The sequence below is a fragment of the Dickeya oryzae genome, assembly GCF_009372235.1.
In the GTDB taxonomy this organism is placed as follows: domain Bacteria; phylum Pseudomonadota; class Gammaproteobacteria; order Enterobacterales; family Enterobacteriaceae; genus Dickeya; species Dickeya oryzae.
Map to the genome: position 1 here is coordinate 16,734 of NZ_SULL01000016.1, position 24,310 is coordinate 41,043.

A 24,310-nucleotide genomic window follows, 5' to 3' on the forward strand; every position below is an offset into this window, starting at 1 on the left:
AGACCGTTGTCCCCTGCCCTTGCGTCTGGCCCTCCTCCTTCATAACCTTATTATGATCCTGCTTATCCTCCCTATTCAGCACGGATTTTTCTCGCTACAGTGAAAACTCTACTGGCCTGTCTGGAGGACTCATGCTGTATATCTTTGACTTAGGTAACGTCGTAATCGATATCGACTTCAATCGTGTTCTGGGGGTGTGGAGCAATCTGAGCGGCGCACCGCTGGCGACCTTGCGTAAGCGTTTTGAGCTGGGACACACCGTTGAGCTGCACGAACGTGGTGAAATCAGCGATGAAGAATTTGCGTCGCGGTTGTGCCATGAGTTGGGGATGTCACTCAGTTTTGAGCAGTTTTCGACCGGTTGGCAGGCAATTTTCATCGGTGTGCGCAAAGATGTGATCGATATCATGCATCGGTTGCGGCAGGAAGGCCATCGCGTGGTAATACTCTCCAATACCAATCGCCTGCACTGTCAATTCTGGCCGGGCGAATACCCCGAAGTACAGCAAGCTGCCGACAGGCTTTATTTGTCTCAGGATATCGGTATGCGAAAACCCGAAGCGGCGATTTACCATCATGTGTTGCGCGAAGAGGGATTTGCAGCCAGTGATGCGCTCTTTTTTGATGACAATGCTGCCAATGTAGACGCGGCAAATGCACTGGGCATCCGTTCTATTCTGGTCAGTGATCGGCAGGTGGTGCCGGATTTTTTTGCCAGCCAGGTTTTTAAGCAGGAGTCGTAAGGCCGTTATGATCGCATTAATTCAGCGAGTCTCCTCCGCCAGTGTGGCGGTAGAAGGCGCGATAGTCGGGGAGATAAACCACGGGCTGTTGGTTTTACTGGGTGTAGAGCAGGGCGATGATGAACAAAAGGCAACCCGTTTATGTGAAAAGGTGATCGGCTATCGGATTTTCAGTGATGATAACGGCAAGATGAATGTGAATGTTCAGCAAGCGGGTGGCAGTGTGCTGGTGGTGTCGCAGTTTACGCTGGCGGCGGATACGCAAAAAGGAATGCGCCCCAGTTTTTCCCGTGGTGCCGCGCCGGCAGAGGCCGAGCGTCTGTATCAGTATTTTGTCGGTCAATGCCGTGAGCATGGCCTGACGACGGAAACCGGTCGTTTTGCTGCAGACATGCAGGTTTCTCTGGTGAACGACGGGCCTGTGACGTTTTGGCTGCAGGTATAGTTTAGCCACAGGTCTGGCCTGGTTGCCGGGTTAAGCAGCAATATTACGCTGCAAACTGCAATATGAGTATGCGTTGAGAAGGGGCGGTTATGTACTACCTGAGAGTACCGGAAAGCGCTGAAGAGCTGGACGCTTATTACCAGTTTCGCTGGGAAATGTTGCGTAAACCGCTGCATCAGCCACTTGGCTCCGAACGGGATGCCTATGATGCGCTGGCGCACCATCAAACCATTGTCGATGGGCAAGGTAATTTGGTGGCGGTTGGCCGTCTCTCAATCAATGCTGAAAATGAAGCATCGATACGATTTCTGGCGGTTCATCCGGATGTTCAGCGGAAAGGGCTTGGAACCCTGATGGCGATGGCGCTGGAGTCGGTGGCGCGTCAGGAAGGCGTAAAGCGGGTGGTATGTAGCGCCCGCGAGGATGCGATGGCGTTTTTTTCCCGCCTTGGTTTTGTGAATCAGGGTGAAATTACCACGCCGATGACCACACCGGTGCGCCATTTTCTGATGATTAAGCCGGTGGCAACGTTGGATGACATTCTGCATCGCCCAGACTGGTGTGGTCAGCTACAGCAGGCATGGTACAACCATATCCCGCTGAGTGAAAAAATGGGTGTACGCATCAGCCAGTACACCGGTCAGAAATTTATTACCACGATGCCGGAAACGGGGAACCAGAATCCGCACCATACGCTGTTTGCCGGTAGCATGTTTTCACTGGCGACCCTGACCGGGTGGGGGCTTATCTGGTTGCTGCTGCGCGAACGGCAACTTGGCGGCACCATTATTCTGGCGGATGCGCATATTCGCTACAGCACACCGGTAACCGGTCGTCCCAGCGCGGTGGCGGATTTAGGATCGCTGAGTGGTGATTTGGACCGGCTGGCTCGTGGCCGTAAAGCACGGGTTCAGTTACAGGTAGAACTGTTCGGCAATGATAAAAAAGGTGCCGTATTTGATGGTACCTACATTGTGTTGCCGCCAGATCAGAATGAATCGCTGGAGCAAGGCGGTTCCGCCATTCGTTAATGCAACGTCGACGATAAGCGATGACGACGAATATGAAACAGCCACCATGACGGTGGCTGTTTGTGTTTATGCGCCTTGGTGCTTACTGTGCGACAGGCGCTGTTGGTGTCGAGGCCGGTTCGGAGGATGCCGGGGAGGCGGCGGGCGCACTGTCCGCCACTGTTCCCTGATGCATTGCCTGATTGATGGGGTGTCCGGCGCTGTCTATACCTTGCAGCGTACCGCTGAGTGTTGGTTTAAGCGGGCTTGCCGCTTCCAGTCGACCATTCAGATGTAACTGCAGATTGGTGTTGCCGGTGGGGGCGTTGGCGGGTGTTGGCCAGCCCCAGCGCGTCAGAATATCAAATGCGACGGCTTTGCCGTTCAGGTCCAGCGTAAATGCTCGCGTGGGCTGCTGCGCGATCACCGCTTTGGCTTCCAGTAAGCCGGTTTGGGTAAACGCGCTCAGGTCTGTTAACGTGATTTGGTTGTCGTTAGCGTTTAACGCCAGTGAGGGACGACGAACATCCACCTTGTTGAAGGTGGCGTCACTGGCATTCAGGTTCAACGTGCCTTGCCACACACCCCACTGATGGTTACGTGCCAGCAGCAGATTATTGCCAAAGCCGTCCAGGGCGGTGAGCTGGAACGGGAACGCGGGGTTAATATCAATCAGCAGGTTGTGGTTGGCGCTGAATTTCCGTAGTTCCACTTCTGACAGCCAGTCAGGTAGCGTCTGTTGCCAGCGTTGGCGCCAGTCCTCCGGTAGTGTGTATTCCATGCCTGCCACCACCAGCTCATCGAGCGTCAGTCGTTGATTGCTGCGTTGCCAGTTGCCGCTGGTGCGTAGCAAGCCGCCTTCCCAACGGGTGGAGAACTGTTTGATGTTCACACCCTGTTTTGACAAGTCCAGACTGACGATCGGGTCAACCAGATGCATGTTGCCATTGACGATATCGGTGGCGTTGAATGACAACGAGCCGTCGTCACTCTGCCAGCTGTTTTGCCGGAATGTCACATTCTGCAGAGTGACGTCCAGATCAGTAAATGCCCAATTTTGTCCTTCGATGCGGGCATCAATCAGGTCAAAACGATTAACGGTGACGGCAGGCAGACGAGTGACAGGTTGCCAGAAATCCGCCATCGACTGTCGGGTTTGCAACCGGACATTGCTCAGTCGCAGATTATTGACCAGCCAACTGCCGTCCGCCGCTCGGGATGCATTTCCCGTCAGTTCCCCACGCGCCACGTCGGCACCGAAATTCTCCAGCGTCAGTTGCTGGTTGGCAAACTGACCTTGTACCAAGACCTTGCTGGCGGGCAGATCATTAAGCAATAAAGAGTGGGCGCTAAGCTGGAAAGCGGCTTTCTTACCCAAAAGGTAGCCGGGCTCCGGCTGCCACGGGGTTATCCCCCCGGTGACTTGCTCGCCTTTCAGACGCCAGTCGCCATCTTGTGCATGCAGCGCCATGGTTTTCAATTGCAGAACGTCGGCTTCAATCGGCAAGGTGAAATCGGTCTGTCCCAGATTGAGGGTACCGCCTTCCAGCACCAGACTGGAAAAATGACGAGGGTCGGTGATCTGGCGTACGCTGAACCCCACCGTGACACGTTGCGCGACCAGTGTTACCGGTTGGTTTTTGTGGCCGAAACTGACATCCAGCAATTGAATACTGCCGGGCGAAGACCACTCATGCGCCATCTTTCTGAATGACACGTGGTATTCGGTACGTTGATTAACCCACTGACTGATATGCCTGGCTCCCCATTCAGTCTGGGCCAGGACATACAGCACCACCACAGCCAGTAGCGCCAGTAACAGCAGTGTGAGAAGAAGTTTCCCGATAAATTTCATTGCTTAAGTCCGCGCCATTCGCAAGGGATGATCGTGTTATGCCGTAATTATCCAGTCATCTCAACAGGTAACTTATTACAGACAATAAATAAGGGCCGATGTTATACCCGTCATACTTCAAGTTACAGGTGCGTTGGCTGTGCTCAGTCACCCGAATCACTTACCTGAGTAAGCTCATCGGGACTCCTTCCCTTGCCGCGTTACAAGGCTCAATGAGCCTTGCCTTGAAGGGCCAACGCGTTTTGTCCTGAAACTCGAATTATTTAGGGTATACCGCCATCGGCCCTTATTATCACGTAAGAGGAAAAATTTCTGGAAGCGCGCTTTACTCTTTTTCGTGAGGGAACACCAGATTCAACACGATTGCTGTGATACCGCCCGCAGCAATGCCTGATGACAGCAGGGTTTTCAACCAGTCTGGTGCGAACTGCAAAATCAATGGCTGCTGGGAGACACCCAAACCAACAGCCAGCGACAGCGCGATAATCATAATAGCGCGACGATTAAGCGGCTCGCGGGAGACAATTCGTACCCCAGACGCGGCGATAGTTCCGAACATGACGATAGTTGCGCCACCCAGAACCGGCTCTGGAATATGCTGCACAAAACCGCTCACCGCCGGGAACAGCCCCAGTACGATCAGCATCAATGCTACAACGAAACCAACGTAGCGACTGGCAACCCCGGTCAGTTGAATCACGCCATTGTTTTGCCCAAAGCAGGAGTTGGGGAAGGTATTGAATACGGCAGACAGGCAAGAGTTCAGGCCGTTAGCCAGTACGCCGCCCTTCAGGCGCTTCATGTAGAGCGGGCCGCTGACCGGCTGCTCGGAGACGTCGGAAGTGGCGGTGATATCACCGATGGTTTCCAGCGAGGTCACCATGAATACCAGCATCAGCGGGATCAACAGATTCCAGTCAAAACCAAGGCCATAGTACAACGGGGTGGGGACGTTAATCAGCGAGTGGTTGGATGTGCCGGTACTTTCCGGCAGCATACCCATCAGCCAGGCGGCCAGATAACCGACGGCCATTGCGATAACCAGCGATGCCACGCGCAAATAAGGGTTACGCTGGCGGTTCAGGATGATAATCACCACCAGAACGACGGCTGCCAGCAGCAGGTTCTTCGGTGCCCCAAACGTGTGGTTACTCATGGCAGCAAAACCACCGCCGATTGATGTCAGGCCAACCTGAATCAGCGACAGGCCGATGATCATCACGACGATACCGGAAACCAGCGGTGTAATAATGCGGCGAGCCAGGTGCAAAACGCGTGACAGCAGAATTTCGGTGCAAGAGGCTACCATCAGCGTGCCGAAGAGCGCCGCCATCATCGTCGGTACATCCGCGCCACCGTTTTTCAGCGCCATACCGCCCATAATCAGCGGGGTAACAAAGTTGAAGCTGGTCCCCTGAATGGACAACAAGCCGGAGCCGACCGGTCCCCAGGTTTTGATTTGCAAAATAGAAGCCAGACCGGAAGCGAACAGCGACATGCTGATGATGTGCTGCGTATCCTGCGCTGGCAGGCCTAACGCCTGACAAATCAGTAACGCCGGGGTGATGACCGCAACAAACATCGCCAACAGGTGCTGGCAGGCGGCGAATAACGTCTGCGGTAAAGGAGGCCGGTCCTCCAGACGGTAAATCAGCTCGCTGTTTGCCGGGGTAACGGCGTCAGTCTGGGGTAGCTCGGTGGTGGAAAGACTCATGATAGCGGGGCGCTCCTGAACGGCAAAAAACGCATTTTAATCATCTGCTGTGTAAAAGCAATCGATTGCGGGATGGGATTTACTTATCGCCGGGAATCATCGCCGCAAACAGATAAACCCAACTGGGCACAATCCTTTTATTAAGGATAGGGGTAACAACAACGGGATAAAGGCAACGCAATAAAAACGCTTTCTACGTTATCAGGCGTTGGTATAACGGGTGCGTTCTGGCAGCCAGCGCTCGATCAGTGCTCTGGCATGTTCCGGGTAGTGCTCATGGATATGGCGCGAGACTCGTTGGACTTGCGGAATCAGTGCCTGATCGCGCAGTAAATCCGCTACTTTGAAAGCGGCGTTACCGGTCTGACGGGTGCCGAGCAGTTCGCCGGGCCCGCGAATTTCCAGATCGCGCTGGGCGATGACGAAGCCATCGTTGCTGTCGCGCAGAACCTGAAGCCGCATTTGCGCGGTTTTACTCAGTGGTGATTTGTACAGTAACACGCAGTGGGAGGCGATGGCACCACGGCCGACGCGGCCACGTAATTGATGCAATTGCGCCAGCCCCAGTCGTTCCGGGTTTTCGATGATCATCAGGCTGGCGTTCGGCACATCCACACCCACCTCAATCACGGTCGTAGCAACCAACAAATGTAGTTGATTGGCTTTGAATGCCTCCATGACGGCCTGTTTTTCCTTCGCTTTCATCCGGCCATGCACCAGACCAACCGCGAGGTCAGGTAACGCGGCTTTTAGCTCCTGGCAGGTCGCTTCAGCCGCTTGCGCTTCCAATAGTTCGGATTCTTCAATCAGGGTACAAACCCAGTATGCCTGCCGCCCCTCTTGCAGACAGGCATGGCGTACCCGCTCAATGATGTCGGCGCGGCGAGTGTCGGGAATAGCGACAGTGGTTACCGGTGTGCGGCCCGGTGGCAGCTCATCAATGACCGAGGTATCCAGGTCGGCATAGGCGGTCATCGCCAGTGTGCGGGGAATCGGTGTGGCAGTCATGATCAACTGGTGAGGGTGGAAGCCCTGCTCTTCGCCTTTTTCCCACAACGCCAGTCGCTGATGCACACCAAATCGGTGTTGTTCGTCGATAATCACCAACGCCAGGCCGCTGAACTGAACCTGTTGCTGAAAAATAGCGTGGGTGCCGATCACCATCGAAACCTGTCCGCTGGCGATAGCCTCCTGCTGGGCTTGCCGCGCTTTACCCTTTTGCTTGCCTGCGAGCCAGCCCACTTCAATACCCAGTGGCTCAAACCAGCGACGGAAGTTGGCGGCATGTTGCTCAGCCAGCAATTCCGTTGGTGCCATCAACGCCACCTGTTTGCCGTGAGCGATGGCCCGCAACGCCGCCAACGCCGCGACCAGTGTTTTACCGGAGCCGACATCGCCCTGCACCAGACGCATCATCGGAAATGGCTGATTCATATCCTGTTCGATTTCTGCCACGACCCGTTGTTGCGCGCCGGTAGGGCTGAACGGCAGCGCGGCCAGCAGTTGTTGCTTCAGGTCGTCTTTGGTATCCAGCGCCAGTGCCCGGTGGCGCTGTGCACCCGCGCGTACCGCCAGCATACTCAGGTGGTGTGCCAACAGCTCTTCCATGACCAGACGTTGCTGTGCCGGGTGTTTCCCTTGCTCCAGCTCCGCCAGCTTTACATCCGGTGGTGGGCGGTGCAGGGTGCGTAACGCATCTGGCAGGCTGATCAACCCGTGGCGCATTTCCTGGGGCAGAAGTTCGTCAATCGGATGGGTATCCAACAGTTTCAGCGCCTGGTCGGTCAGTTTACGCAGCGTTGCCTGCCGCACACCCTCGGTCGTGGGGTAAACCGGCGTCAGCGTTTCCTGCAGCTCGACCGTCGTGCTTTCGCCCTGCACCCGGTATTCGGGATGGATCATCTCGCCGCCCAGTTTGCCGCGTCGTACTTCCCCATAGGCCAGTACGCGCTGGCCCGGCGACAGGCTGTTTTTCATGGCGGCGTTGAAATTAAAGAAGCGTAGCGTGAGCATGCCGCTGCCGTCGCTGATTTGGCAGGTCAGCATCCGGCGTTGGCCAAAGGTGATATCGCTGCGCAACACATCGCCTTCTACCGTCGCGTACATGCCGGGCAACAAATCGTTAATGTGATAAAGATGGGTGCGGTCTTCGTAGCGAAGTGGCAGATGTAGCAGCAGATCCTGCACCGTCTCCAGACCAAGACGGGCCAGTTTTTCCGCCTGGCTGGCCCCGACGCCGGCAAGGGTGCTCAACGGCTGGGTATGCAGCAGGCGGCTATCCATTATTGCTCCGTGGATTGCATCGCCGCCCACCAGGGCGCATCGGCAATCACCTGGCCGGTCTGGTCAATATGTGGGCGCGGTAGCCCTTTGCGTTTGGCGACGCGGGCCAGTACCGGGTAACCCCCTTCAAACAGCAGGCGTTGTTGCTCTTCCTCATCCAAAGGGCTGTCTTCGCGCTGGTACATCCCTGCCAACTGACGCTGGCGTTGCGCTTCATACAGAATCAGGGCGGAAGCGACCGACACGTTCAGCGACTGCACCATACCGATCATAGGAATGATGATGTCCTGATCAGCAAGAGCCAACGCCTCGCCAGAGATACCGGTTTTTTCCTGTCCAAGCAGGATGCAGGTCGGGCGGGTGTAATCCACATCGCGGAAGTCGACTGCGTCGGCAGACAGATTGGTCGCCAGAATTTGCATGCCCTGCGTTTTCAAATGGCGGGCAGCATCCTGAATGGTACGGTGGGTTTTGACTTGAACCCAACTGTTGCTGCCTGCCGCGGTAGACACCAGGGTTTTCATGCGACTGGTGGGCCACACGGCATGCACCTGATGTACGCCAACGGCATCAGCGGTACGGATAACGGCGGATACGTTGTGAGGCTTATGTACCTGCTCCATGCACACGGTCAGATCAGGCTGACGGTTGTTAAGCATCTCGCGGATACGCGTATAACGTTCTGGGGTCATAACTGGCTAATTTCGGTTACGGTTGACTTTAATCACGTCCGGCATCACGCGGATCTTGCGCATAATATTCGCAAGATGGATACGGTCGCGTGTGGTGAGGCGGATAAAGGCGCTGTACACCCGGCCATCTCGTTCTTCGGTGTTGATACTCTGAATATTGGAGTTCGATGCGCTGATCGCCGCCGTCAGGTTGGCCAATGCCCCCTGATGGTTGAACATGTCGACCTTGATTTCGGTCATGAAATCTTGCTCGGTGACCTCATCCCACTCTACCGCCATGAATTTCTCAGGTTCTTTCTGGTAGCCACGGATGTTGCGGCAGGATTCATGATGAATCACCAGCCCTTTGCCGGGGCTGACATGCGCGATAATCGGGTCGCCAGGGATGGGGCGACAGCACTTAGCGAAGGTGATCAAGACGCCGTCGGCACCCTTGATTGGCAGTTTGCGAATGCCGGTCGTGCCGTTTTCAGCACGCTCTTCCAGCAGATTACGCGCTACCACCACGCTCATGGCATTACCCAGACCGATTTCCGCCAGCAGGTCATCCAGAGAAGCGAGCTTCATACGCTCCAGCTCTCGCTGAATGTTTTGCTCTGGAATGTCGGACAGTTTACGGCCGCTGCCCAATGCATGGTTAATCAGACGACGCCCCAGGCTGACAGAGTCGTCACGCTTGAGGTTTTTCAGCATCTGGCGAATCTTGGCGCGTGCTTTGGAACTGACGACAAAGTTGAGCCAGGCAGCGTTTGGACGAGCGCCCGGTGCGGTGATGATTTCGATGGTTTGCCCGCTGGACAACGCCTGAGACAGCGGATAAGGCTGGCGATCGACGCGAGCGCCGACGCAAGCGTGGCCGATATCGGTGTGTACCGCGTAAGCGAAGTCCACCGGTGTCGCACCGGCAGGCAGCTCGACAATGCGGCCTTCTGGCGTGAACACGTAAATTTCGTCTGGGAACAGGTCAGATTTAACGCTTTCGATGAATTCGAAAGAGCTCCCGGCGCTTTGCTGTAGTTCCAGCAGGCTTTGCATCCAGCGTTGAGCGCGCACCTGTGCCGTGGTACTGCTGCTTTCGCCTTCTTTGTAAGCCCAGTGCGCGGCAACCCCCATTTCTGCCATCTGGTCCATGTCCTCAGTACGGATCTGGACTTCAACTGGCACGCCATGTGGCCCGATAAGGGAAGTATGAAGCGACTGATAGCCGTTCGCTTTAGGGATGGCGATATAGTCTTTCACCCGGCCCGGGCGCGGTTTATATAAGCTGTGTACCTGCCCCAGCACGCGATAACAGGTATCGACTTCCCGCACGATTACCCGAAAGGCATAGATATCCATAATGGAATGGAAGCGCTGTTCTTTCAGGTGCATCTTGCAATAAATGGAGTACAGATGCTTTTCGCGGCCGCTGACGCGACAACTGATACCTGCTTCTTTCAAACGCCCTTCAATTTCGGAGAGGATCTTTTGAATCATCTCCTTACGGTTGCCGCGGGCGGCTTTCACCACCTCTTTAATGACCCGATAACGGTTGGGGTAGAGCGCTTCAAAGCCCAGCTCTTCGAGTTCGGTTTTCAGATGATGAATACCGAGACGGTGCGCGAGCGGACTATAGATTTCCAGCGTTTCCCGGGCGATGCGTCGACGTTTGTCTGGACGCAACGATCCCAGCGTTCGCATATTGTGGGTGCGGTCGGCCAGTTTGATCAGAATGACGCGAATATCCTGCACCATCGCCATGATCATTTTGCGGAAGTTTTCCGCCTGCGCCTCTTTCTTATCGCGGAATTTCAGCTTATCCAGCTTGGAGACGCCTTCCACCAGTTCAGCGACGCTTTTGCCGAACAGCTGTTCCATATCCTGATAGGTGGCGGGCGTATCTTCGATGACATCATGCAGCAAGGCGGCCATCAGCGTTTCATAGTCGAGACGCATTTCAGCCAAAATACAGGCTACTGCCACCGGATGCGTGATATAGGGCTCACCGCTGGAGCGTGTCTGGCCCTCGTGAGCGTCACGTGCAACGAGATAAGCCTGCTTGAGACGTTTTATCTGGTCTTCCGGCAGATAACGCTGAATCAGCAGATTGAGGCTTTCAAACAGATACAAGGGCGACTCACGACCGAATGCGAATTAACGACGACCTTCAGCGATGGCGGTAACTGCCTGAATTTCCGCTGCTTCCTGTTCCTGTTGTTCCTGGCGCTCACGGGTATCCAGAATCTGGCCGTTGATCAGGCCTTCTTCAATTTCGCGCAGGGCAATCACGGTGTACTTATCGTTTTCTTCCGGAACCAGTGGATCTTTGCCACCCACCTGGATCTGACGGGCGCGACGAGCGGCGACCAGCACCAGGTCAAAACGGTTACCAATTTTTTCTACAGCGTCCTGAACAGTTACGCGTGCCATAGTGTGTACTCCAGTGGGGAAATAAAATGACTGGGCATCATACTGAAAGTGCCGTCAGTCTGCCAATAGTTTGGTGATTAAAGCGTCATGTCGAACTTTCTGACGGCTCAGGCGCAGACGCTCAGCGCGAATAATGGTTTTCAGATCCAGTAATGCCAGATCGAAATCGTCATTCACAATAAGATAATCGTATTCGGCGTAGTGACTCATTTCTGCCACCGCCTGTTTCATCCGGCGGGCAATGACTTCTTCGCTGTCCTGGCCGCGCCCGCGCAGGCGACGTTCCAGTTCATCTTGTGAAGGCGGCAGAATGAAGACACTGCGGGCTTGCGGCATGCGTTCGCGAATCTGGCGTGCACCCTGCCAGTCAATGTCCAGAAAAACGTCAACGCCGGTGGAGAGCACCTGCTCGATAGCGGCGCGGGACGTACCGTAATAATTGCCGAAAACCTCAGCGTATTCCAGAAAGTCATCCGCTGCGATCATCTGCTGGAATTCATCAGTCGGCACGAAGAAATAGTGTTCACCGTGAACTTCACCCGGACGCATGGCGCGTGTGGTGTGCGAAATGGAAACCTGGGTGTCATAGAGCGGCTGTGTTTTCAACAGCGCATGAATCAAACTGGATTTCCCTGCACCACTGGGGGCGGAAACAATATACAACGTGCCTTGAGCCATAGTGAATTCTGCGTCTGATAAAGATGGAAGAAGAGATGCAACCAGTTGCGCGTTTTTCCGCATTATACACGCCGCTGTGTAGGCCGTCGCGTGGTGAAACACAGCCTGATACTCCACCTGTTATCTGTCACCCCACCTTTTTTTACTTTGCGGGCTGCTTTCCTGTTTTTCTGCCGCTTGCTGCAACGCGCCCAATACTGTGCGGCTTGCTTTGCATCACCTGATTTTTACGCTCGTATTTTCTGACTGTCTGCGGATTAATGCCTGGGTTTTCGCTCAGGGAGGAAAAGCGATGCGATATCGATACGCGTTGGCAGTCATGTTGTGGCTTGTGGCCTGCGGATTGGTAAAGGCGGAGCCTTGTCCGGCATGGTCTGCCGCACGGGCTGAACAGGAGGTAGACCAGTTGGGGCAACAACTGACGCAGTGGGACAAGGCCTATTATGAACGGGGTCAGAGCCTGATTGACGATCAGGTCTATGATCAACTGCGTCAAACGCTGGCAACCTGGCAGGTGTGTTTTCAGGCGGACGCCGACGGTTTTGCGGTTAGCCTGCCATCAAGTGGTAAGCAACCGCATCCGGTGGCGCATACCGGTCTGAAAAAACTGACTGAACCGGCGGAACTGAAACAGTGGATAGCTCAGCATCGTGACCTGTGGATACAACCTAAAATCGATGGTGTCGCGGTGACGCTGGTGTATGAACAAGGAAAATTGGTGAGCGCCATCAGTCGCGGCAATGGTCGTCAGGGTGAGGACTGGACAGATAAAGTGCGCCAGATGGATGCTGTGCCGCAGCAACTTTCCGACATGTATGGGCGTCTGGTATTGCAGGGGGAGCTGTATTTGTCAGTGACGGCGCATCGGCAACAGCAGACTGGCGGCATCAATGCGCGGGCTCAGGTCGCAGGTGAAATGCGACGAAAACAGCCGTCACCGTTGCTGTCTCGCCTTCGCGTGTTCATCTGGGCCTGGCCTGACGGCCCGGCAGACATGCCGACGAGGCTTGCAGCATTACGGGAACTGGGATTTGGGCTAACGGCAGACTACACCCAGCCCATTGCTTCCTTTGACGAGGCGGCGCGATGGCGGGAACGCTGGTATCAAGCGCCGCTGCCGTTTGTAACAGATGGTGTGGTATTGCATCAGTCGCAGGAACCCACCGGGCGTTACTGGCAGGATACGCCAGCTGAGTGGGCCATAGCCTGGAAATACCCGCTGGTGAATCGGGTAACGGAAGTGACCGGTGTTGATGTCGAGATCGGGCGTACTGGCAGAATGACGGTCGTGCTGCAGGTAAAGCCCATGATGCTGGATGACAAGAACGTGAGTCGGGTCAATCTCGGTTCGGTTTCCCGCTGGCGGCAGTGGGATGTATTACCGGGTGATCGGGTCAGCATCAGTCTGGCAGGATTGGGGATTCCCCGGCTGGACGCCGTGGTATGGCGCGGGGCGGTACGTGAGCCGATTAGCGTCCCGGCGGCGTCATCTTTTGATGTATTCAGTTGCTTGCAATGGAGTAAAGCGTGCCAGCCGCAGTTTCTGGCCCGACTGGTGTGGATGAGCGGACGTAATGGGCTGTCGCTCAGCGGTATCAGTGAGGGCACCTGGCGACGGCTGATACAGCAGGGTAAGGTCGTCGATGTCGTTTCCTGGCTGGCGCTTGAGCCTGCGCAACTGGCGGCAGGCGGTGATGTTGATAAACAATATGTAGAGCGGATTTATCGTCAGTTCCAGCGGGCGCGTCGCCAGCCGTTGCGTCAGTGGTTGCTGGCGTTAGGGTTGCCGTTGCCATCCAGTGCCAGACAGGCGTTGGATGGCGCTTCGTTCGAACAATTACAGCAACGATCTGTCGCACAATGGCAGCAATTTTCGGGGATTGGTGTGCGACGAGCGCAACGTATTCGGGATTTTCTGCACCACCCCGAGATAGTCCGTCAACTGACGTGGCTTAATGAGCAAGGCGTGAAATCATGACCGGAATAAGCGCGTTCAGGCGCGTATACGGCGTTTGGTTGCCGGGCCGGACACTTTGTCATCAACCTGTCGGCTTTTATAAAAAAGCCGATGAAAAAGGATTGACGCTATAGTAGGGGAGCAGTAATATGCGCCCCGCATTCGGTGAGTGGCGCAGCCTGGTAGCGCACTTCGTTCGGGACGAAGGGGTCGGAGGTTCGAATCCTCTCTCACCGACCATTTTTAAAACGATAAAACCCGGTTATCGTTGACATGAAACTCGCATCTTACCGATAGCGAGTTTTTTTGTTTTTGTCGTTTTATTTGGTGTTTTTTTCGTCGGTTTCTTTGCTTTTCAGACTTCACTATCCTGAACCTTATGGTAGACGCTATTTCTCTGTTACTTTTGTGTGAAGTACGCTGTTTTTTCCGCAGATAACCCGCCTGTTTTTTTATATAGTTTTTTGTTTTTATTCTATTTATAGCCAGTGGTAACGTATTTTTGTTGGCTTTCACCTTTATTTACATTAAGGCGGCCAGCTGTCCCATTTTCTCGCGAAAATGTGAGCTGTTTTAATCTGAATGTATCAATAAAAGGTGAAAAAAACGACACGGGAGAATGCCAGTCGGTTCGGCAATGGCCGACGTGGCTCGAAACCACCGTGTAGGTTGAACGAAGGGGGCGTTGCTGCTATCTCAACTGCGCCAGCGCCTTTTCGGCCTCGGCGCGACGCCCCTGGTCGGCAATTTCACGCCCCGGACGCGGCGCGACAGTCAGTGCGGTGGACAGGTATTGTCTGGCTTCGCTTTTGCGCCCGGCTTTCAGCAGAAAGTCGCCGTAAAAAAAGTTAGCGTCAATGCTGGTGGGGTTCATTTTCAAGGCGGTTTTGAGGTATCGCTCTGCTTTTTTATCGTCACCAAACCCGAGCGGCCAGCCCGGCACCTGATAATACAGTACCCCGAGGATAGTGTAAGCCGCGCCATTGAGTGCCTGTGGATCGATAACAATGGCTTGTTCCAGCAGGCTTTTGGCTTGCCCGGCCAGATTGAGCGCTTCCATACCGTCTTTAACGCCCGCCCAGCTACTCTCCACCATTGCTGATGAGATCAGGTAATCCGCGCGGTTGGGGTAATTTTCTGCCAGTTCCTGCGCCTGCTGGCTGAGTGTGGCGAAACAGGCTTCTTTCATGCTCGCTGGTGTTCTGTACTGGCAGACTGACCATTGCCGGTGAATATCCATCGACATATCGCCTGCATAGGCCATGCCGGTTGCCAGTAATCCGCTAAACAGTAGCACCATCGAACGCAGAGTCATGTACGATTTCCCTATTTTTTTGGCAATGTTATATAACGCTGGATAACGGCTAACTGGCGCCGGATGGCTTTATCCACCACGTTGGGCAACAGTGCATTGAGCGCCACAAACACTTTTTCAGGCCACCCCAGCCATTGGCGTAACCTTTCCCGCTCCAGCGCGTTAACCACGCGATCCGCTACCCAGTCAGGGCGGTCGCTGCGATAGCCCAGTTCCTGAATCAGCCTGCTGGCGGTGGAGGTATCGCCTTTGGCATCGACGGCCCTGGGAGCAAGGTGCAATACTTTAACGCCTTTTGATGACAGTTCGCGGTGCAGTGCCTCACTAAATCCGCGTAAAGCGAATTTGCTGGCGCAATAGACGCTGTATCCAGGGTAGCCTATCCCATCCAGCGTGGAGCCAATATTCATGATAATGCCGGGCGTGTTGATACAGCCGAGCAACGCATGGGTGAGCAGGATCGGTGCCTCGGTATTTAGCATGAGCTGTTGGCGAATCGTGTCGTGGCTTTGATCGTTAAACGAGCTAAAGGTCGAGGTGTCAGTATTGTTAATCAACACGTCCAGCCTGGCGTTTTCCGGAAAACACTCCGCCAGCGCGTCGAGATCCTGTTCGTTACAGAGGTCTGCCAGCAAAATATTGTGATGACCGGGATCAGGCAGTCTGCGCTGTAATGCCAGCAACGCCTGCTCGTTACGGCCCACCAAATATAATCTGGCACCTTTGGCGGCCAGTGCCAGTGCCAGGTCCTGACCCAGGTTGCTGCTGGCGCCAGTTAATAGAATACGTTTATTGTCGAGTTTCATAGCTTAGTGCTCCGTGAGGCTGCGCAGCATATCGCCGTACAGCCGATAAACCACATGAGCGGCGTGGATGATGGCGGCCTGATCGGCTGAGTCGTTAATGTTATCCATCAGTGTGGCAAAGCAAGGAAGCGGCGTCTGATTCGTCGGAGCCCGTGATGGCGATTGACCTGTGGTGCTGGTCGTAATGTTGAGATTGAGACCTTCCAGTACGTGCATCAGTCCGAAGATGCTCATGGGGTTGCCGCGCTGGATCTGATCGTAAAAGTAAGCGGCCATCAACTCGATCCACTCCGCGACCGCACGCTGACGCCAGGTATCCATTTCAACACCGCAGGCTCGAATTTTGCGGCGAAGCGACGCCTTGTAGCCATATTCGGCGTCGAGGTACGCCGTCAGTGCCTGACGTGCCCACTCCTGATGCTGGGGGACACGCCCGCTCGCGGCCATCAACAGTGGCACGGTATAACTGACGTGATGATAAATCTGCGTTAGAAACGCAACGTACATCTCCCCGGTAATGGTCCCCTGGCGGCAGGCGTGAATAACCGGCGCGGACATCATAAGCTGCTGCGAGGTACAGGTAGCGGATTGTAGTTGTTGGTAAAAGCTCATGTCTTACTCCTGAATGGCGCGTTGACAGTCGGAAAGCGGCCGCTAAGGATGCGATGGTGTCATGCTAGCGAGGGAGCATTAAGAGAGACTTAAGACGATTAAAAAATCGTTTTACTCGCGGATTTGACGTCAAAATCTGCAGGCGATGCGGATATCCCAAAGAGAAGGCTGACATCCGCTATACTGAGCGCCCGATACGTAATGACAGAAATGACACAACGGAGAAAAAGCATGTCGACATCGCGCCGTGCGCATCAACTGGCGATTCTGGTGGTGATGACCAGCGCCTCGTTGGTGGGGCTGGTTCAGGGGTATTCCATCCCGCTGGTGACGTTGAAACTCACGGCGCTGGGATACGGTTCTGCACTGACCGGCATGATGTCCGCACTACCGGCGATAGGCGTGTTTGTCTCTTCATGGGTCGCTGCACCGGTAGCGATGCGCCTGCCGGTTGGCCGGTTGCTGGCGTTGTCGACGTGGGGAATGGGGATAAGCCTGACGTTGTCGTTTTATCTCGATAATGTCGCGCTGCTGGCGGTTCCCCGTTTTATGATGGGGTTTTGCTGCGGCCTGATTATCGTCATTGGCGAATCCTGGGTCAGTGGCCATACCGCCGAGCATCGCCGTGGGGTACTGGTCGGGCTGTACGCTACCGCGTTTACCGGTCTGCAACTGCTGGGGCCGTTGCTGATCTCCCTGACAGGGCTGGATGACCCAACCGGGTTGTTGCTGATTCTGGCACTGCATGGCGCATGCCTGCTGATGGTGCCCGGTGCGTCATTTTCCCGGTTGGCGCTGAGCGCGCATCGGCAGCATAACCTGTTTTCTTTGTTACTGGCCGCCCCTGCACTGGCAATGGCGGTGTTTGCCTTCGCTTTTTTTGACGGCGCAGTCCTGTCAATGCTGCCACTGTACGGCATGGCGCACGGTTACGAGGAGTCGCTGGCCGTGCTGCTGGTCACCGTGCTGTTTATCGGCGATGCCTTATTGCAGGTGCCACTGGGCTGGATATCCGACAAGCTGGGTACGGTACGGGTACACCTTGCCTGTGGCGGGATGTTCGTGCTGATGCTGGCGGGTTTGCCGTTTAGCTACGGTACCGGCTGGGTGTGGGCGAACGTTTTTTTGCTGGGTGCCGTAGCGGGCAGTATTTATACCTTGTCGCTGGTGCGGGCGGGTAAGTGGTTCAGCGGCGTCGATTTGGTGGCGATCAACGCGCTGTTCGGTGTGCTGTGGGGTGTTGGCAGCTTCAGTGGGCCGCTGGTGAGCGGTTCGCTGATGCAGTGGTACGGCCGTGATGGGCTTATCGCGATTCTGGTGTTACTGGGATTACTGTTTCTGGCGGCTAACGCCTTGCCGACGATGACGACGCGCTACGCCGACAAAACAGCAAATCAGGAAGTGGCGGAGTAGTGCTGGGGGAGTGAATCACCGGAGGAGAAAATGGATCGTCTGGTAACGCTGGAAACCTTTGTCTGTGTGTACGAGTGCGGGTCTTTTTCTGCGGCGTCGTGCCGTCTGGGTATCGGCCAGCCAGCCATCTCTAAAGCTATCATGCAGCTTGAGCAGCAACTGGCCGTCAAATTGTTGTTGCGTTCCACCCGCGGCCTGACGCCCACGGAAGCCGGGCAGCAGTTTTATCGCCAGGTCGCTCCGGCACTGCGGCAATTGCAGGAGGCGAAGGATGCCGTGCGCGGTGGCAACGGCGAGCTGAGCGGCTATTTGCGGGTGTCGGCCCCTGTGACCTTTGCCCGCTTGCATGTCCTGCCTCATCTGCATGTGTTTTTGTCGCAGCATCCGAACCTGAAGGCTGACATCATTCTGGATGATCGTCCGGTGGATTTGATTGCTGAAGGTATTGATGTCGCGTTGCGAGTCGGTGACCTGAAAGACTCCGGATTGACCGCCCGAAAGATAGGGTCGGCACCGATGCGGTTGCTGGCAACACCGGCGTATTTCGCGGCCCACGGTACACCCACATCACCCGACGCATTGGAACACCATGATGCGGTTATCTACCTGCAAGATGAAGCGCCGGGTAGTGTTTGCTTCCAGAAGGGTGACCGGCAGCAAAGGGTGACGCTGTCCGGACGTATCCGTACTACGGCGGCGGAAGGCGTGCGGGAAGCGGTGCTGGCCGACAATGGGTTGACGGTAGCCTCGGCGTGGATGTTTGCGCCAGAGCTGGCGAACGGTGCGGTGGTCACCGCGCTGACCGACTGGCATATCGGTGTGAGGGATGTGTGGGCGGTTTACCCCGGCGGCCGGTTAACCTCAGCCCGTGCTCAGGCATTTACCGAGTTTGTGGCCCGCCATTTATCCGCGCCTGCCTGAGTCTTCCTTCATCCATTCCATTCTGGAATAACTATTATGGCAGATGGCTGTCTTCTGCGATGAAGTCGCTTTCCCTATTCTGAGCCTGCCCCCCATGCCGTACCGCATGATGTTGCCTGCGGCCTGAGGGGAAAATGACCGTCAGACAGGCAACCACGGAGATAACCATGAGCACATTATCGTACAGCGATGACACCGTAAGAACGGGGAAACCGCTGATTTTTGCGATGGCCGCCGCCAGCGGCGCGGCAGTCGCCAATATTTATTACAACCAGCCGATGCTTGGCCTTATCACCGCCAGTTTTCCTGGCAGCAGTGCGACATCCATGATCCCCACCGCCACCCAACTGGGTTACGCGTTGGGATTGCTGATGCTGGTACCGTTGGGGGATAAATTTGAGCGTCGGCGGCTGATTGTCTGGCAATTTTTACTGTTGGCATTGGCCTCGGTGCTGGCGGCGTTGGCACCATCGGCACCGGTGTTGCTGGCCGCGTCGGTATTGATTGGTGTGGGGGCGACGGTCGCTCAGCAGATTGTGCCGGTTGCCGCGACGATAGCGGGCGAAGGCCAGCGTGGGGCTGTGGTCGGTACGGTGATGAGCGGATTATTGAGCGGTATTTTGCTCAGCCGGACGCTGGCCGGGTTAGTGGCGGATGCTGCTGGCTGGCGCGCCATGTTCTGGCTGAGTGTGCCGCTGGCGTTGGCCGGTGCGGTGCTGATGGGGCGCATGTTACCCGTGTTGTCGTCATCATCCGTGTTGTCCTGGCGTTCGTTGATGCGTTCGCTGCTGACGTTGTGGCGTGCAGAGCCAATGTTGCGTCGTGCGACCTGGATTCAGGGCGCGCTATTCGCATCGTTTAGCGCATTCTGGAGCATTCTGGCGCTGTATCTTGCCAGCGGCAGCCATCCGCTCGGTGCGGCGGCGGCAGGTTTGTTTGGCGTCATCGGTGTAGCGGGGATTACGGCCGCCCCGGTGGCAGGACGGCTGGCAGACAGTATCGGCAGTCGGCCGGTGATTTTGCTGGGGGCGTTGCTGACGTTGCTGGCGTGGGGCGTTATCGGTTTGTGGGGAACGGTGGCGGGCCTGATTGTCGGCGTGGTGCTGCTGGACCTTGGGGTACAGAGCGCGTTGATTGCTCATCAACATGTGATTTATGGGCTTCAGCCTGCTGCGCGCGGTCGTATCAATACCTTGTTTATGGGCGGTATGTTTCTTGGTGGGGCGCTGGGGTCCAGTGGGGCGATGGCGGCCTGGCAGGCAGGCGGATGGTTACCGGTGACGTTGTTTGCTGGCGGGGTCGCGTTGTTGGCGCTGGTAGCCGCCAGCCGTCGTTAATCACGGGCGGGTCCCGCCCGTGATGGCCATACAGTACGACAATTACCGGTGGTACTGCAACGCGACACTGGTACGACAACGCGATACCGGTACGGCAACTTGAGGTATGGCGGGTTTTTACGGCGTGTAGCGCACTGGCAGCAGCGCGGTACGGTCCACCGCGTCGTTAAGGCGCTTCATCACCGCGTCATACGGGCACAGGGTGCCGATATCGGTTTTCTGACAGTCAGGCATCGAGAACTCGCTGCGTAACGGCGGGTGGCTGTCATCCAGCGCAGTCAGCCCACGAATCTGATCCAGCGATTGTGCCTGGAAATAGATACGCACAACACGCTGACCAGACTGCTGATTGCGCCAGCGTTCGAAGATAAGGCTACCTGCGGGCGGGATATTGCCGCGCGGATAGTCGCCCATCTGCCAGGTAAAGCCCAGCATCGTACGCAGTTTGGCGATGTTGGTGTCATGCGCCACATACAGCAGCCATTTGACATCTGGTGGGGCATCGGCCTGATGCCCGGTGTTGAGCGCCAGCGCTATCTGGTTCATCAGTACCGACGCACCGCGGCGAGCCACGTAGGGCAGATCGTTGGTGAAGTCGTAATTGGCGGTCAGAAGTGGCATCAGCGCTGCCACTTCTGCGGCGGTTTTAGCATGACCGAAGGCCACCTCACTGAGTGGATTATTGTTGCTGTAGGACAGCCGAATGGTCTCCGCCATATTGGCCAGCGCCCCAGGGCCGCGCAGAGAAATATTCCCTTTTTTATTCTCTTTCACTTCCCAGGGGGTGCTGAACGCCGGGCAGGGTTTATCCGGCAGGCAGACCGCCTGTTTCAGACGATCGATAGCCGGTTGCCATTGCGCCTGAATTTGTGCGGCGCTTTTGTCCTGCATCGCGTTTTGCAGGTCGGCTTTCACCTGTTGCTGATCGAGCTTCACGCCTGCCGTCTCGGCATGAAACAGCGGGTCGTTGTCTTCATCCTCAGGGCCTTGAATTGCCACACCACAACCGGGGAACACGCCGTCCATCAGCGCCATCGCGGTTTCCCGTGTGCGTTGTAGCGGACTGGCCCAGACGAACACATCGCCGGGAGCCGGACAAGCCTGACTCAGTAACCCATGCTGGCGCAGGTACTGCCCCTCGTAGTGCCCTTTTAACACCGCTGCCGCGTAGCCGTGGCCGGTCAGTTCGCCGTAATGGGTCAGCCAGGTCGGCCATTGGCGATCGGTGCCTTGCTGAATGGTTTTAACATTACCTTCAGTCGGTGGACGAACACCGTGGCGACTGACCTCCACCACTTTTTCCAGCGTCCAGCCTGACGACGTGGTTTCTGCCTGCGCCCCCAGCCAGGGAAGCGCCGAGAGCAGCAGCCCGGCGATGATCTTGCGTGTGAATACCATAATGAATCCTCAGGTACATGTTTTTTAGTCGCCACCAGCGTGACATGACGGCGGCAGCGGGAAACCTATTTTTCTATCTAATAAACAAGGATTTTCTTTCAATCTGTAAACAAAATTATGGCAGGAAAAATATCGCTGCCACTTTCGGGTCGGTCACGGAGCTGAAAGAAAAAAAGAAAACGCCGGGATGTGTCGGAAACCATGGCATCACAGCGTCAGGCGCATCGTGGTCAATGCCAGTCCCTGGCTGCCATACGGAGTCGTGGCCGTGGCGTGAAAGCCGAGCGACTGATAACAGCGCAGCGCACTGTGATTATGGCTAAACACAGAGAGCGACACCGTGTGGGCTTGATAGTGCTGTACTGCCCGGTGGATAGCCGCCCGCAGCATTTCTTGTGCCAGCCCACGGCCGCGGCAGGCCGGGTCGATAAATACCCGGCACAGGCGGCTGTGACCCGGCTCCACCTGATTTAGCTCGACGAACCCCACAATATCGCCCTGATGTTCGAACAGGTATGGCGCAAACTGGGGATGGGCCAGATGATCGGCAATCTGTGTAGCGGTAAGCGGAAATGAGTAGCTGGGGCCGCCCCACAGTAGATTCAGCCCGGCGCTGTCTATCCAGTGAATCAGCCGTGGGTAATCCGCCGGTGTAAAATCAATAAGAGGCATGAACGGCGTGTCCTTTGTGTTTGCTTACCGCGTGGCCGACTGGCGGCAGGCGGCACCAGCCTGCAGGTAGTGTGCCATTTCGTCTGGCGGCACCATGCCGCCGCCAGTGGCCCAGATAACATGCGTGCCTTGCTGACAACGCGGTGGTGTGAGCGGGGCACGCTGGCGGTAGCCCTGATCTTCCTGCAACAGACGCAGAAAGCCCGGCGCGCCTGCCAGTGCCGACGGCTCCAGCAGAATCTGCTGTGTGTCGTGCATGGTATGCAGCAATGCCAGCATCTCGTCATCCGTCAGCGTGTAGTAACCATCGATGAGTCGTTGCATGGCCTTGCCGACAAAACCGGAAGGACGACCGACCGCCAGCCCGTCGGCGGCGGTATGGTTACTGATGCCGAAATCCTGCACCGCCAGCTTATCGTGCAAACCAGTGTAAACGCCCATGAGCATGCAGGGCGATTCGGTGGGCTCGGCAAAAATACAGTGTACGTGATCGCCAAACGCCAGCTTCAACCCAAAGCTGATACCGCCGGGTGCACCGCCGACGCCGCACGGCAGGTAAACGAAGAGCGGATGATCGATGTCCACCACCCGGCCTTGTGCGGCAAACTGTGCTTTTAGCCGCTCGCCCGCTACGGCGTAGCCAAGAAACAGCGAGGTGGAGTTCTCATCGTCGATAAAGTGACACAGCGGGTCGGACTGGGCTTCCCGGCGGCCTTGTGCCACCGCCTGGCCATAATCGCCGTCGTATTCCACCACCCGCACACCGTGTGCGCGTAGCCGGTCTTTTTTCCACTGACGGGCGTCGGCGGACATATGTACGGTGGTATCAAACCCCAGTCGGGCGCTGGTGATGCCAATGGACATACCCAGATTGCCGGTGGAGCCGACAGCGACTTTATGGCGACGGAAATACTGTTGGCAGTCGTCGTCCAGTAAGCGACGATAGTCATCGTCTTCGCGCAACAAACCGTGGCCCAACGCCAGTTGTTCCGCATGGAACAGAACCTCGTAAATACCGCCGCGGGCTTTAACGGACCCAGCGACCGGCAAATGACTGTCCAGCTTCAGCAATACCGACGGCGGCGTATCCAAACCAGCCTGTCGGGCGACCGCCGCCGCGAATGTCGGCACCGCCACCAGCTCGGACTCGATGATGCCGCCACTGGCTTGCAATTCCGAAAAGGCGTGTTGCAGGAAGGGCGCAAACCGCTGTAACCGCTGACTGGCATCGGTCACGTCGGCGTGGGTGAGTGGCACATCACCCAACGCCTCATGTACGGATGCTGCTGCCGGGTTGAACCAACATACCGGCTGGCGACTCACCAGGGGGGCCAGTAGTGGAAAGTCATGGAACCATTGCTGCAACGTTTTACCGTGCAAGGCATCACCTGTCATCGTGGTCTCCTGTCTGCATCGTTTTTCCTACCCTGTTATTTATCATGCCTGCATTGACAGGGTTTTACCCGTCGGCATGGCGGCTGAGAGGCTGTTTTTATTATTTCCTTTATAATCATATGGATAGATTTTCTGGCTCTCTATACAGAATTTTTATACCCGCACAAACGGCTTTTACGACAAATTTACCGTCTGGCTCGTAATCTGATGACGTGTCCCCGGGCGGGGCGGCGTCAACCAAAGGCGGGTTGAACGTCGTGTCGGGGGCGAAATCATGGGCTTTGATACAGCTCAGATGCGCTGTGCGGCAGGTTCATTTCAGGGGGGAGTGAGCCTGCCATAGCGTGTCTCCTAACGCAGAGGACGTCACCATGAACGTCAACAGACTGGTGGCAGGCACACTACTCATGCTGCTGCCATTATACGGGCTGGCTATCGCACCTTATCCGGCTGATGGCAGCCATGCATTCACCGAGGCGCAGCGGGCGGAGATTCGTCGAATTGTGATGGAGTCTCTACTGGCGCACCCGGCCAATGGAACGACAAACACGTTGGAGACGATGAGCGGCGGCTGTGTGCCGTCACATCCGATGGCTGACAGTGATAAGCACAATCCGTGTATCGACATGCGGTGGCGGTGCCCGCCGCAGTAAGT

General features: G+C 56.0%; 21 protein-coding genes and 1 tRNA gene. 9 read left to right on the forward strand and 13 right to left on the reverse strand.

The features are described from left to right. The first annotated feature begins 131 nt into the window (after positions 1-131). The 3 genes from yihX (at position 132) to fabY (ending at position 2,219) form a co-directional block, all read left to right on the forward strand. Positions 132-743 (forward strand): glucose-1-phosphatase, encoded by a 612-nt coding sequence (yihX, locus tag FAZ14_RS17060; protein WP_016942712.1) that lies wholly within the window; start codon positions 132-134, stop codon positions 741-743. Between the two features lie 7 nt (positions 744-750). Beyond that, positions 751-1,188, forward strand: coding sequence for a D-aminoacyl-tRNA deacylase (gene dtd / locus FAZ14_RS17065; RefSeq protein WP_153508924.1), 438 nt, complete (start codon positions 751-753; stop codon positions 1,186-1,188). Between the two features lie 89 nt (positions 1,189-1,277). Further along, a complete protein-coding gene (gene fabY / locus FAZ14_RS17070) occupies positions 1,278-2,219 on the forward strand; it encodes a fatty acid biosynthesis protein FabY (protein WP_012886714.1) in 942 nt (313 codons plus the stop codon). 82 nt (positions 2,220-2,301) lie between these two features. Here the strand turns inward: fabY and FAZ14_RS17075 are convergent, their stop codons facing one another. The 7 genes from FAZ14_RS17075 to gmk all read right to left on the reverse strand — a co-directional run bounded on the left by FAZ14_RS17075 (position 2,302) and on the right by gmk (position 11,829). Next, positions 2,302-4,053: an AsmA family protein gene (locus tag FAZ14_RS17075; RefSeq protein ID WP_153508925.1), complete on the reverse strand. Its 1,752-nt coding sequence runs from the start codon at positions 4,051-4,053 to the stop codon at positions 2,302-2,304. A gap of 325 nt (positions 4,054-4,378) precedes the next feature. Continuing rightward, positions 4,379-5,767, reverse strand: a complete 1,389-nt coding sequence (locus FAZ14_RS17080; RefSeq protein WP_016942715.1) for a nucleobase:cation symporter-2 family protein — start codon at positions 5,765-5,767, stop codon at positions 4,379-4,381. Between the two features lie 201 nt (positions 5,768-5,968). After that, complete coding sequence (gene recG / locus FAZ14_RS17085) at positions 5,969-8,050, reverse strand: ATP-dependent DNA helicase RecG (RefSeq protein WP_153508926.1); 2,082 nt, start codon at positions 8,048-8,050, stop codon at positions 5,969-5,971. Continuing rightward, complete coding sequence (trmH, locus tag FAZ14_RS17090) at positions 8,050-8,742, reverse strand: tRNA (guanosine(18)-2'-O)-methyltransferase TrmH (RefSeq protein ID WP_012886710.1); 693 nt, start codon at positions 8,740-8,742, stop codon at positions 8,050-8,052. The genes recG and trmH overlap by 1 nt, the downstream gene beginning before the upstream one ends. Positions 8,743-8,748: 6 nt before the next feature. Continuing rightward, positions 8,749-10,851, reverse strand: coding sequence for a bifunctional GTP diphosphokinase/guanosine-3',5'-bis pyrophosphate 3'-pyrophosphohydrolase (gene spoT / locus FAZ14_RS17095; protein ID WP_016942718.1), 2,103 nt, complete (start codon positions 10,849-10,851; stop codon positions 8,749-8,751). A 24-nt stretch (positions 10,852-10,875) separates the two neighbouring features. Further along, complete coding sequence (rpoZ, locus tag FAZ14_RS17100) at positions 10,876-11,151, reverse strand: DNA-directed RNA polymerase subunit omega (protein WP_012886708.1); 276 nt, start codon at positions 11,149-11,151, stop codon at positions 10,876-10,878. A gap of 54 nt (positions 11,152-11,205) precedes the next feature. Beyond that, on the reverse strand, positions 11,206-11,829 hold the full coding sequence (gmk, locus tag FAZ14_RS17105; RefSeq protein WP_038925663.1) for a guanylate kinase: 624 nt from the start codon (positions 11,827-11,829) through the stop codon (positions 11,206-11,208). 292 nt (positions 11,830-12,121) lie between these two features. Between gmk and ligB the strand changes: the two genes are divergently transcribed. Both ligB and FAZ14_RS17115 read left to right on the forward strand, forming a co-directional pair. Beyond that, a complete protein-coding gene (gene ligB, locus FAZ14_RS17110) occupies positions 12,122-13,807 on the forward strand; it encodes an NAD-dependent DNA ligase LigB (protein ID WP_016942720.1) in 1,686 nt (561 codons plus the stop codon). Positions 13,808-13,949: 142 nt separating this feature from the next. Continuing rightward, positions 13,950-14,026 (forward strand) — tRNA-Pro (locus FAZ14_RS17115). A 451-nt stretch (positions 14,027-14,477) separates the two neighbouring features. On the opposite strand, the gene FAZ14_RS17120 is transcribed toward FAZ14_RS17115, so the two are convergent. The 3 genes from FAZ14_RS17120 to FAZ14_RS17130 are packed head-to-tail and all read right to left on the reverse strand — an operon-like array spanning position 14,478 to position 16,519. Beyond that, positions 14,478-15,101, reverse strand: coding sequence for a tetratricopeptide repeat protein (locus FAZ14_RS17120; RefSeq protein ID WP_038925665.1), 624 nt, complete (start codon positions 15,099-15,101; stop codon positions 14,478-14,480). 11 nt (positions 15,102-15,112) lie between these two features. Continuing rightward, on the reverse strand, positions 15,113-15,907 hold the full coding sequence (locus FAZ14_RS17125; RefSeq protein WP_038925666.1) for an SDR family oxidoreductase: 795 nt from the start codon (positions 15,905-15,907) through the stop codon (positions 15,113-15,115). 3 nt (positions 15,908-15,910) lie between these two features. Continuing rightward, complete coding sequence (locus tag FAZ14_RS17130) at positions 15,911-16,519, reverse strand: iron-containing redox enzyme family protein (protein WP_016942723.1); 609 nt, start codon at positions 16,517-16,519, stop codon at positions 15,911-15,913. 231 nt (positions 16,520-16,750) lie between these two features. Here FAZ14_RS17130 and FAZ14_RS17135 point away from each other — a divergent pair, with 231 nt between their 5' ends. From FAZ14_RS17135 to FAZ14_RS17145, 3 genes are all read left to right on the forward strand, one after another. Continuing rightward, positions 16,751-17,932 (forward strand): MFS transporter, encoded by a 1,182-nt coding sequence (locus tag FAZ14_RS17135; RefSeq protein WP_016942724.1) that lies wholly within the window; start codon positions 16,751-16,753, stop codon positions 17,930-17,932. 30 nt (positions 17,933-17,962) lie between these two features. Further along, positions 17,963-18,853, forward strand: a complete 891-nt coding sequence (locus FAZ14_RS17140; protein WP_153508927.1) for a LysR family transcriptional regulator — start codon at positions 17,963-17,965, stop codon at positions 18,851-18,853. 167 nt (positions 18,854-19,020) lie between these two features. Further along, a complete protein-coding gene (locus FAZ14_RS17145; RefSeq protein ID WP_033581453.1) occupies positions 19,021-20,190 on the forward strand; it encodes an MFS transporter in 1,170 nt (389 codons plus the stop codon). Between the two features lie 117 nt (positions 20,191-20,307). On the opposite strand, the gene FAZ14_RS17150 is transcribed toward FAZ14_RS17145, so the two are convergent. The 3 genes from FAZ14_RS17150 to FAZ14_RS17160 form a co-directional block, all read right to left on the reverse strand. Then, a complete protein-coding gene (locus FAZ14_RS17150) occupies positions 20,308-21,588 on the reverse strand; it encodes a histidine-type phosphatase (RefSeq protein WP_016942726.1) in 1,281 nt (426 codons plus the stop codon). A gap of 207 nt (positions 21,589-21,795) precedes the next feature. Then, a complete protein-coding gene (locus FAZ14_RS17155; protein WP_038925667.1) occupies positions 21,796-22,260 on the reverse strand; it encodes a GNAT family N-acetyltransferase in 465 nt (154 codons plus the stop codon). A 24-nt stretch (positions 22,261-22,284) separates the two neighbouring features. Continuing rightward, positions 22,285-23,655 carry a D-serine ammonia-lyase gene (locus FAZ14_RS17160; protein ID WP_153508928.1) on the reverse strand — a complete coding sequence of 457 codons (1,371 nt, stop codon included), beginning with the start codon at positions 23,653-23,655 and terminating at the stop codon, positions 22,285-22,287. Positions 23,656-24,026: 371 nt separating this feature from the next. Here FAZ14_RS17160 and FAZ14_RS17165 point away from each other — a divergent pair, with 371 nt between their 5' ends. Continuing rightward, positions 24,027-24,308 (forward strand): hypothetical protein, encoded by a 282-nt coding sequence (locus FAZ14_RS17165; RefSeq protein WP_016942729.1) that lies wholly within the window; start codon positions 24,027-24,029, stop codon positions 24,306-24,308. Positions 24,309-24,310 lie beyond the last annotated feature (2 nt).

Coding starts and splice junctions, on each gene's coding strand:
- dtd (WP_153508924.1), top strand. CDS start 751: ATGATCGCATTAATTCAGCGAGTCTCCTCCGCCAGTGTGGCGGTAGAA.
- FAZ14_RS17155 (WP_038925667.1), bottom strand. CDS start 22,260: ATGCCTCTTATTGATTTTACACCGGCGGATTACCCACGGCTGATTCAC.
- FAZ14_RS17080 (WP_016942715.1), bottom strand. CDS start 5,767: ATGAGTCTTTCCACCACCGAGCTACCCCAGACTGACGCCGTTACCCCG.
- FAZ14_RS17145 (WP_033581453.1), top strand. CDS start 19,021: ATGAGCACATTATCGTACAGCGATGACACCGTAAGAACGGGGAAACCG.
- rpoZ (WP_012886708.1), bottom strand. CDS start 11,151: ATGGCACGCGTAACTGTTCAGGACGCTGTAGAAAAAATTGGTAACCGT.
- yihX (WP_016942712.1), top strand. CDS start 132: ATGCTGTATATCTTTGACTTAGGTAACGTCGTAATCGATATCGACTTC.
- FAZ14_RS17130 (WP_016942723.1), bottom strand. CDS start 16,519: ATGAGCTTTTACCAACAACTACAATCCGCTACCTGTACCTCGCAGCAG.
- FAZ14_RS17140 (WP_153508927.1), top strand. CDS start 17,963: ATGGATCGTCTGGTAACGCTGGAAACCTTTGTCTGTGTGTACGAGTGC.
- FAZ14_RS17120 (WP_038925665.1), bottom strand. CDS start 15,101: ATGACTCTGCGTTCGATGGTGCTACTGTTTAGCGGATTACTGGCAACC.
- gmk (WP_038925663.1), bottom strand. CDS start 11,829: ATGGCTCAAGGCACGTTGTATATTGTTTCCGCCCCCAGTGGTGCAGGG.
- FAZ14_RS17075 (WP_153508925.1), bottom strand. CDS start 4,053: ATGAAATTTATCGGGAAACTTCTTCTCACACTGCTGTTACTGGCGCTA.
- FAZ14_RS17135 (WP_016942724.1), top strand. CDS start 16,751: ATGTCGACATCGCGCCGTGCGCATCAACTGGCGATTCTGGTGGTGATG.
- FAZ14_RS17150 (WP_016942726.1), bottom strand. CDS start 21,588: ATGGTATTCACACGCAAGATCATCGCCGGGCTGCTGCTCTCGGCGCTT.
- FAZ14_RS17160 (WP_153508928.1), bottom strand. CDS start 23,655: ATGACAGGTGATGCCTTGCACGGTAAAACGTTGCAGCAATGGTTCCAT.
- FAZ14_RS17125 (WP_038925666.1), bottom strand. CDS start 15,907: ATGAAACTCGACAATAAACGTATTCTATTAACTGGCGCCAGCAGCAAC.
- FAZ14_RS17165 (WP_016942729.1), top strand. CDS start 24,027: ATGAACGTCAACAGACTGGTGGCAGGCACACTACTCATGCTGCTGCCA.
- recG (WP_153508926.1), bottom strand. CDS start 8,050: ATGGATAGCCGCCTGCTGCATACCCAGCCGTTGAGCACCCTTGCCGGC.
- fabY (WP_012886714.1), top strand. CDS start 1,278: ATGTACTACCTGAGAGTACCGGAAAGCGCTGAAGAGCTGGACGCTTAT.
- trmH (WP_012886710.1), bottom strand. CDS start 8,742: ATGACCCCAGAACGTTATACGCGTATCCGCGAGATGCTTAACAACCGT.
- ligB (WP_016942720.1), top strand. CDS start 12,122: ATGCGATATCGATACGCGTTGGCAGTCATGTTGTGGCTTGTGGCCTGC.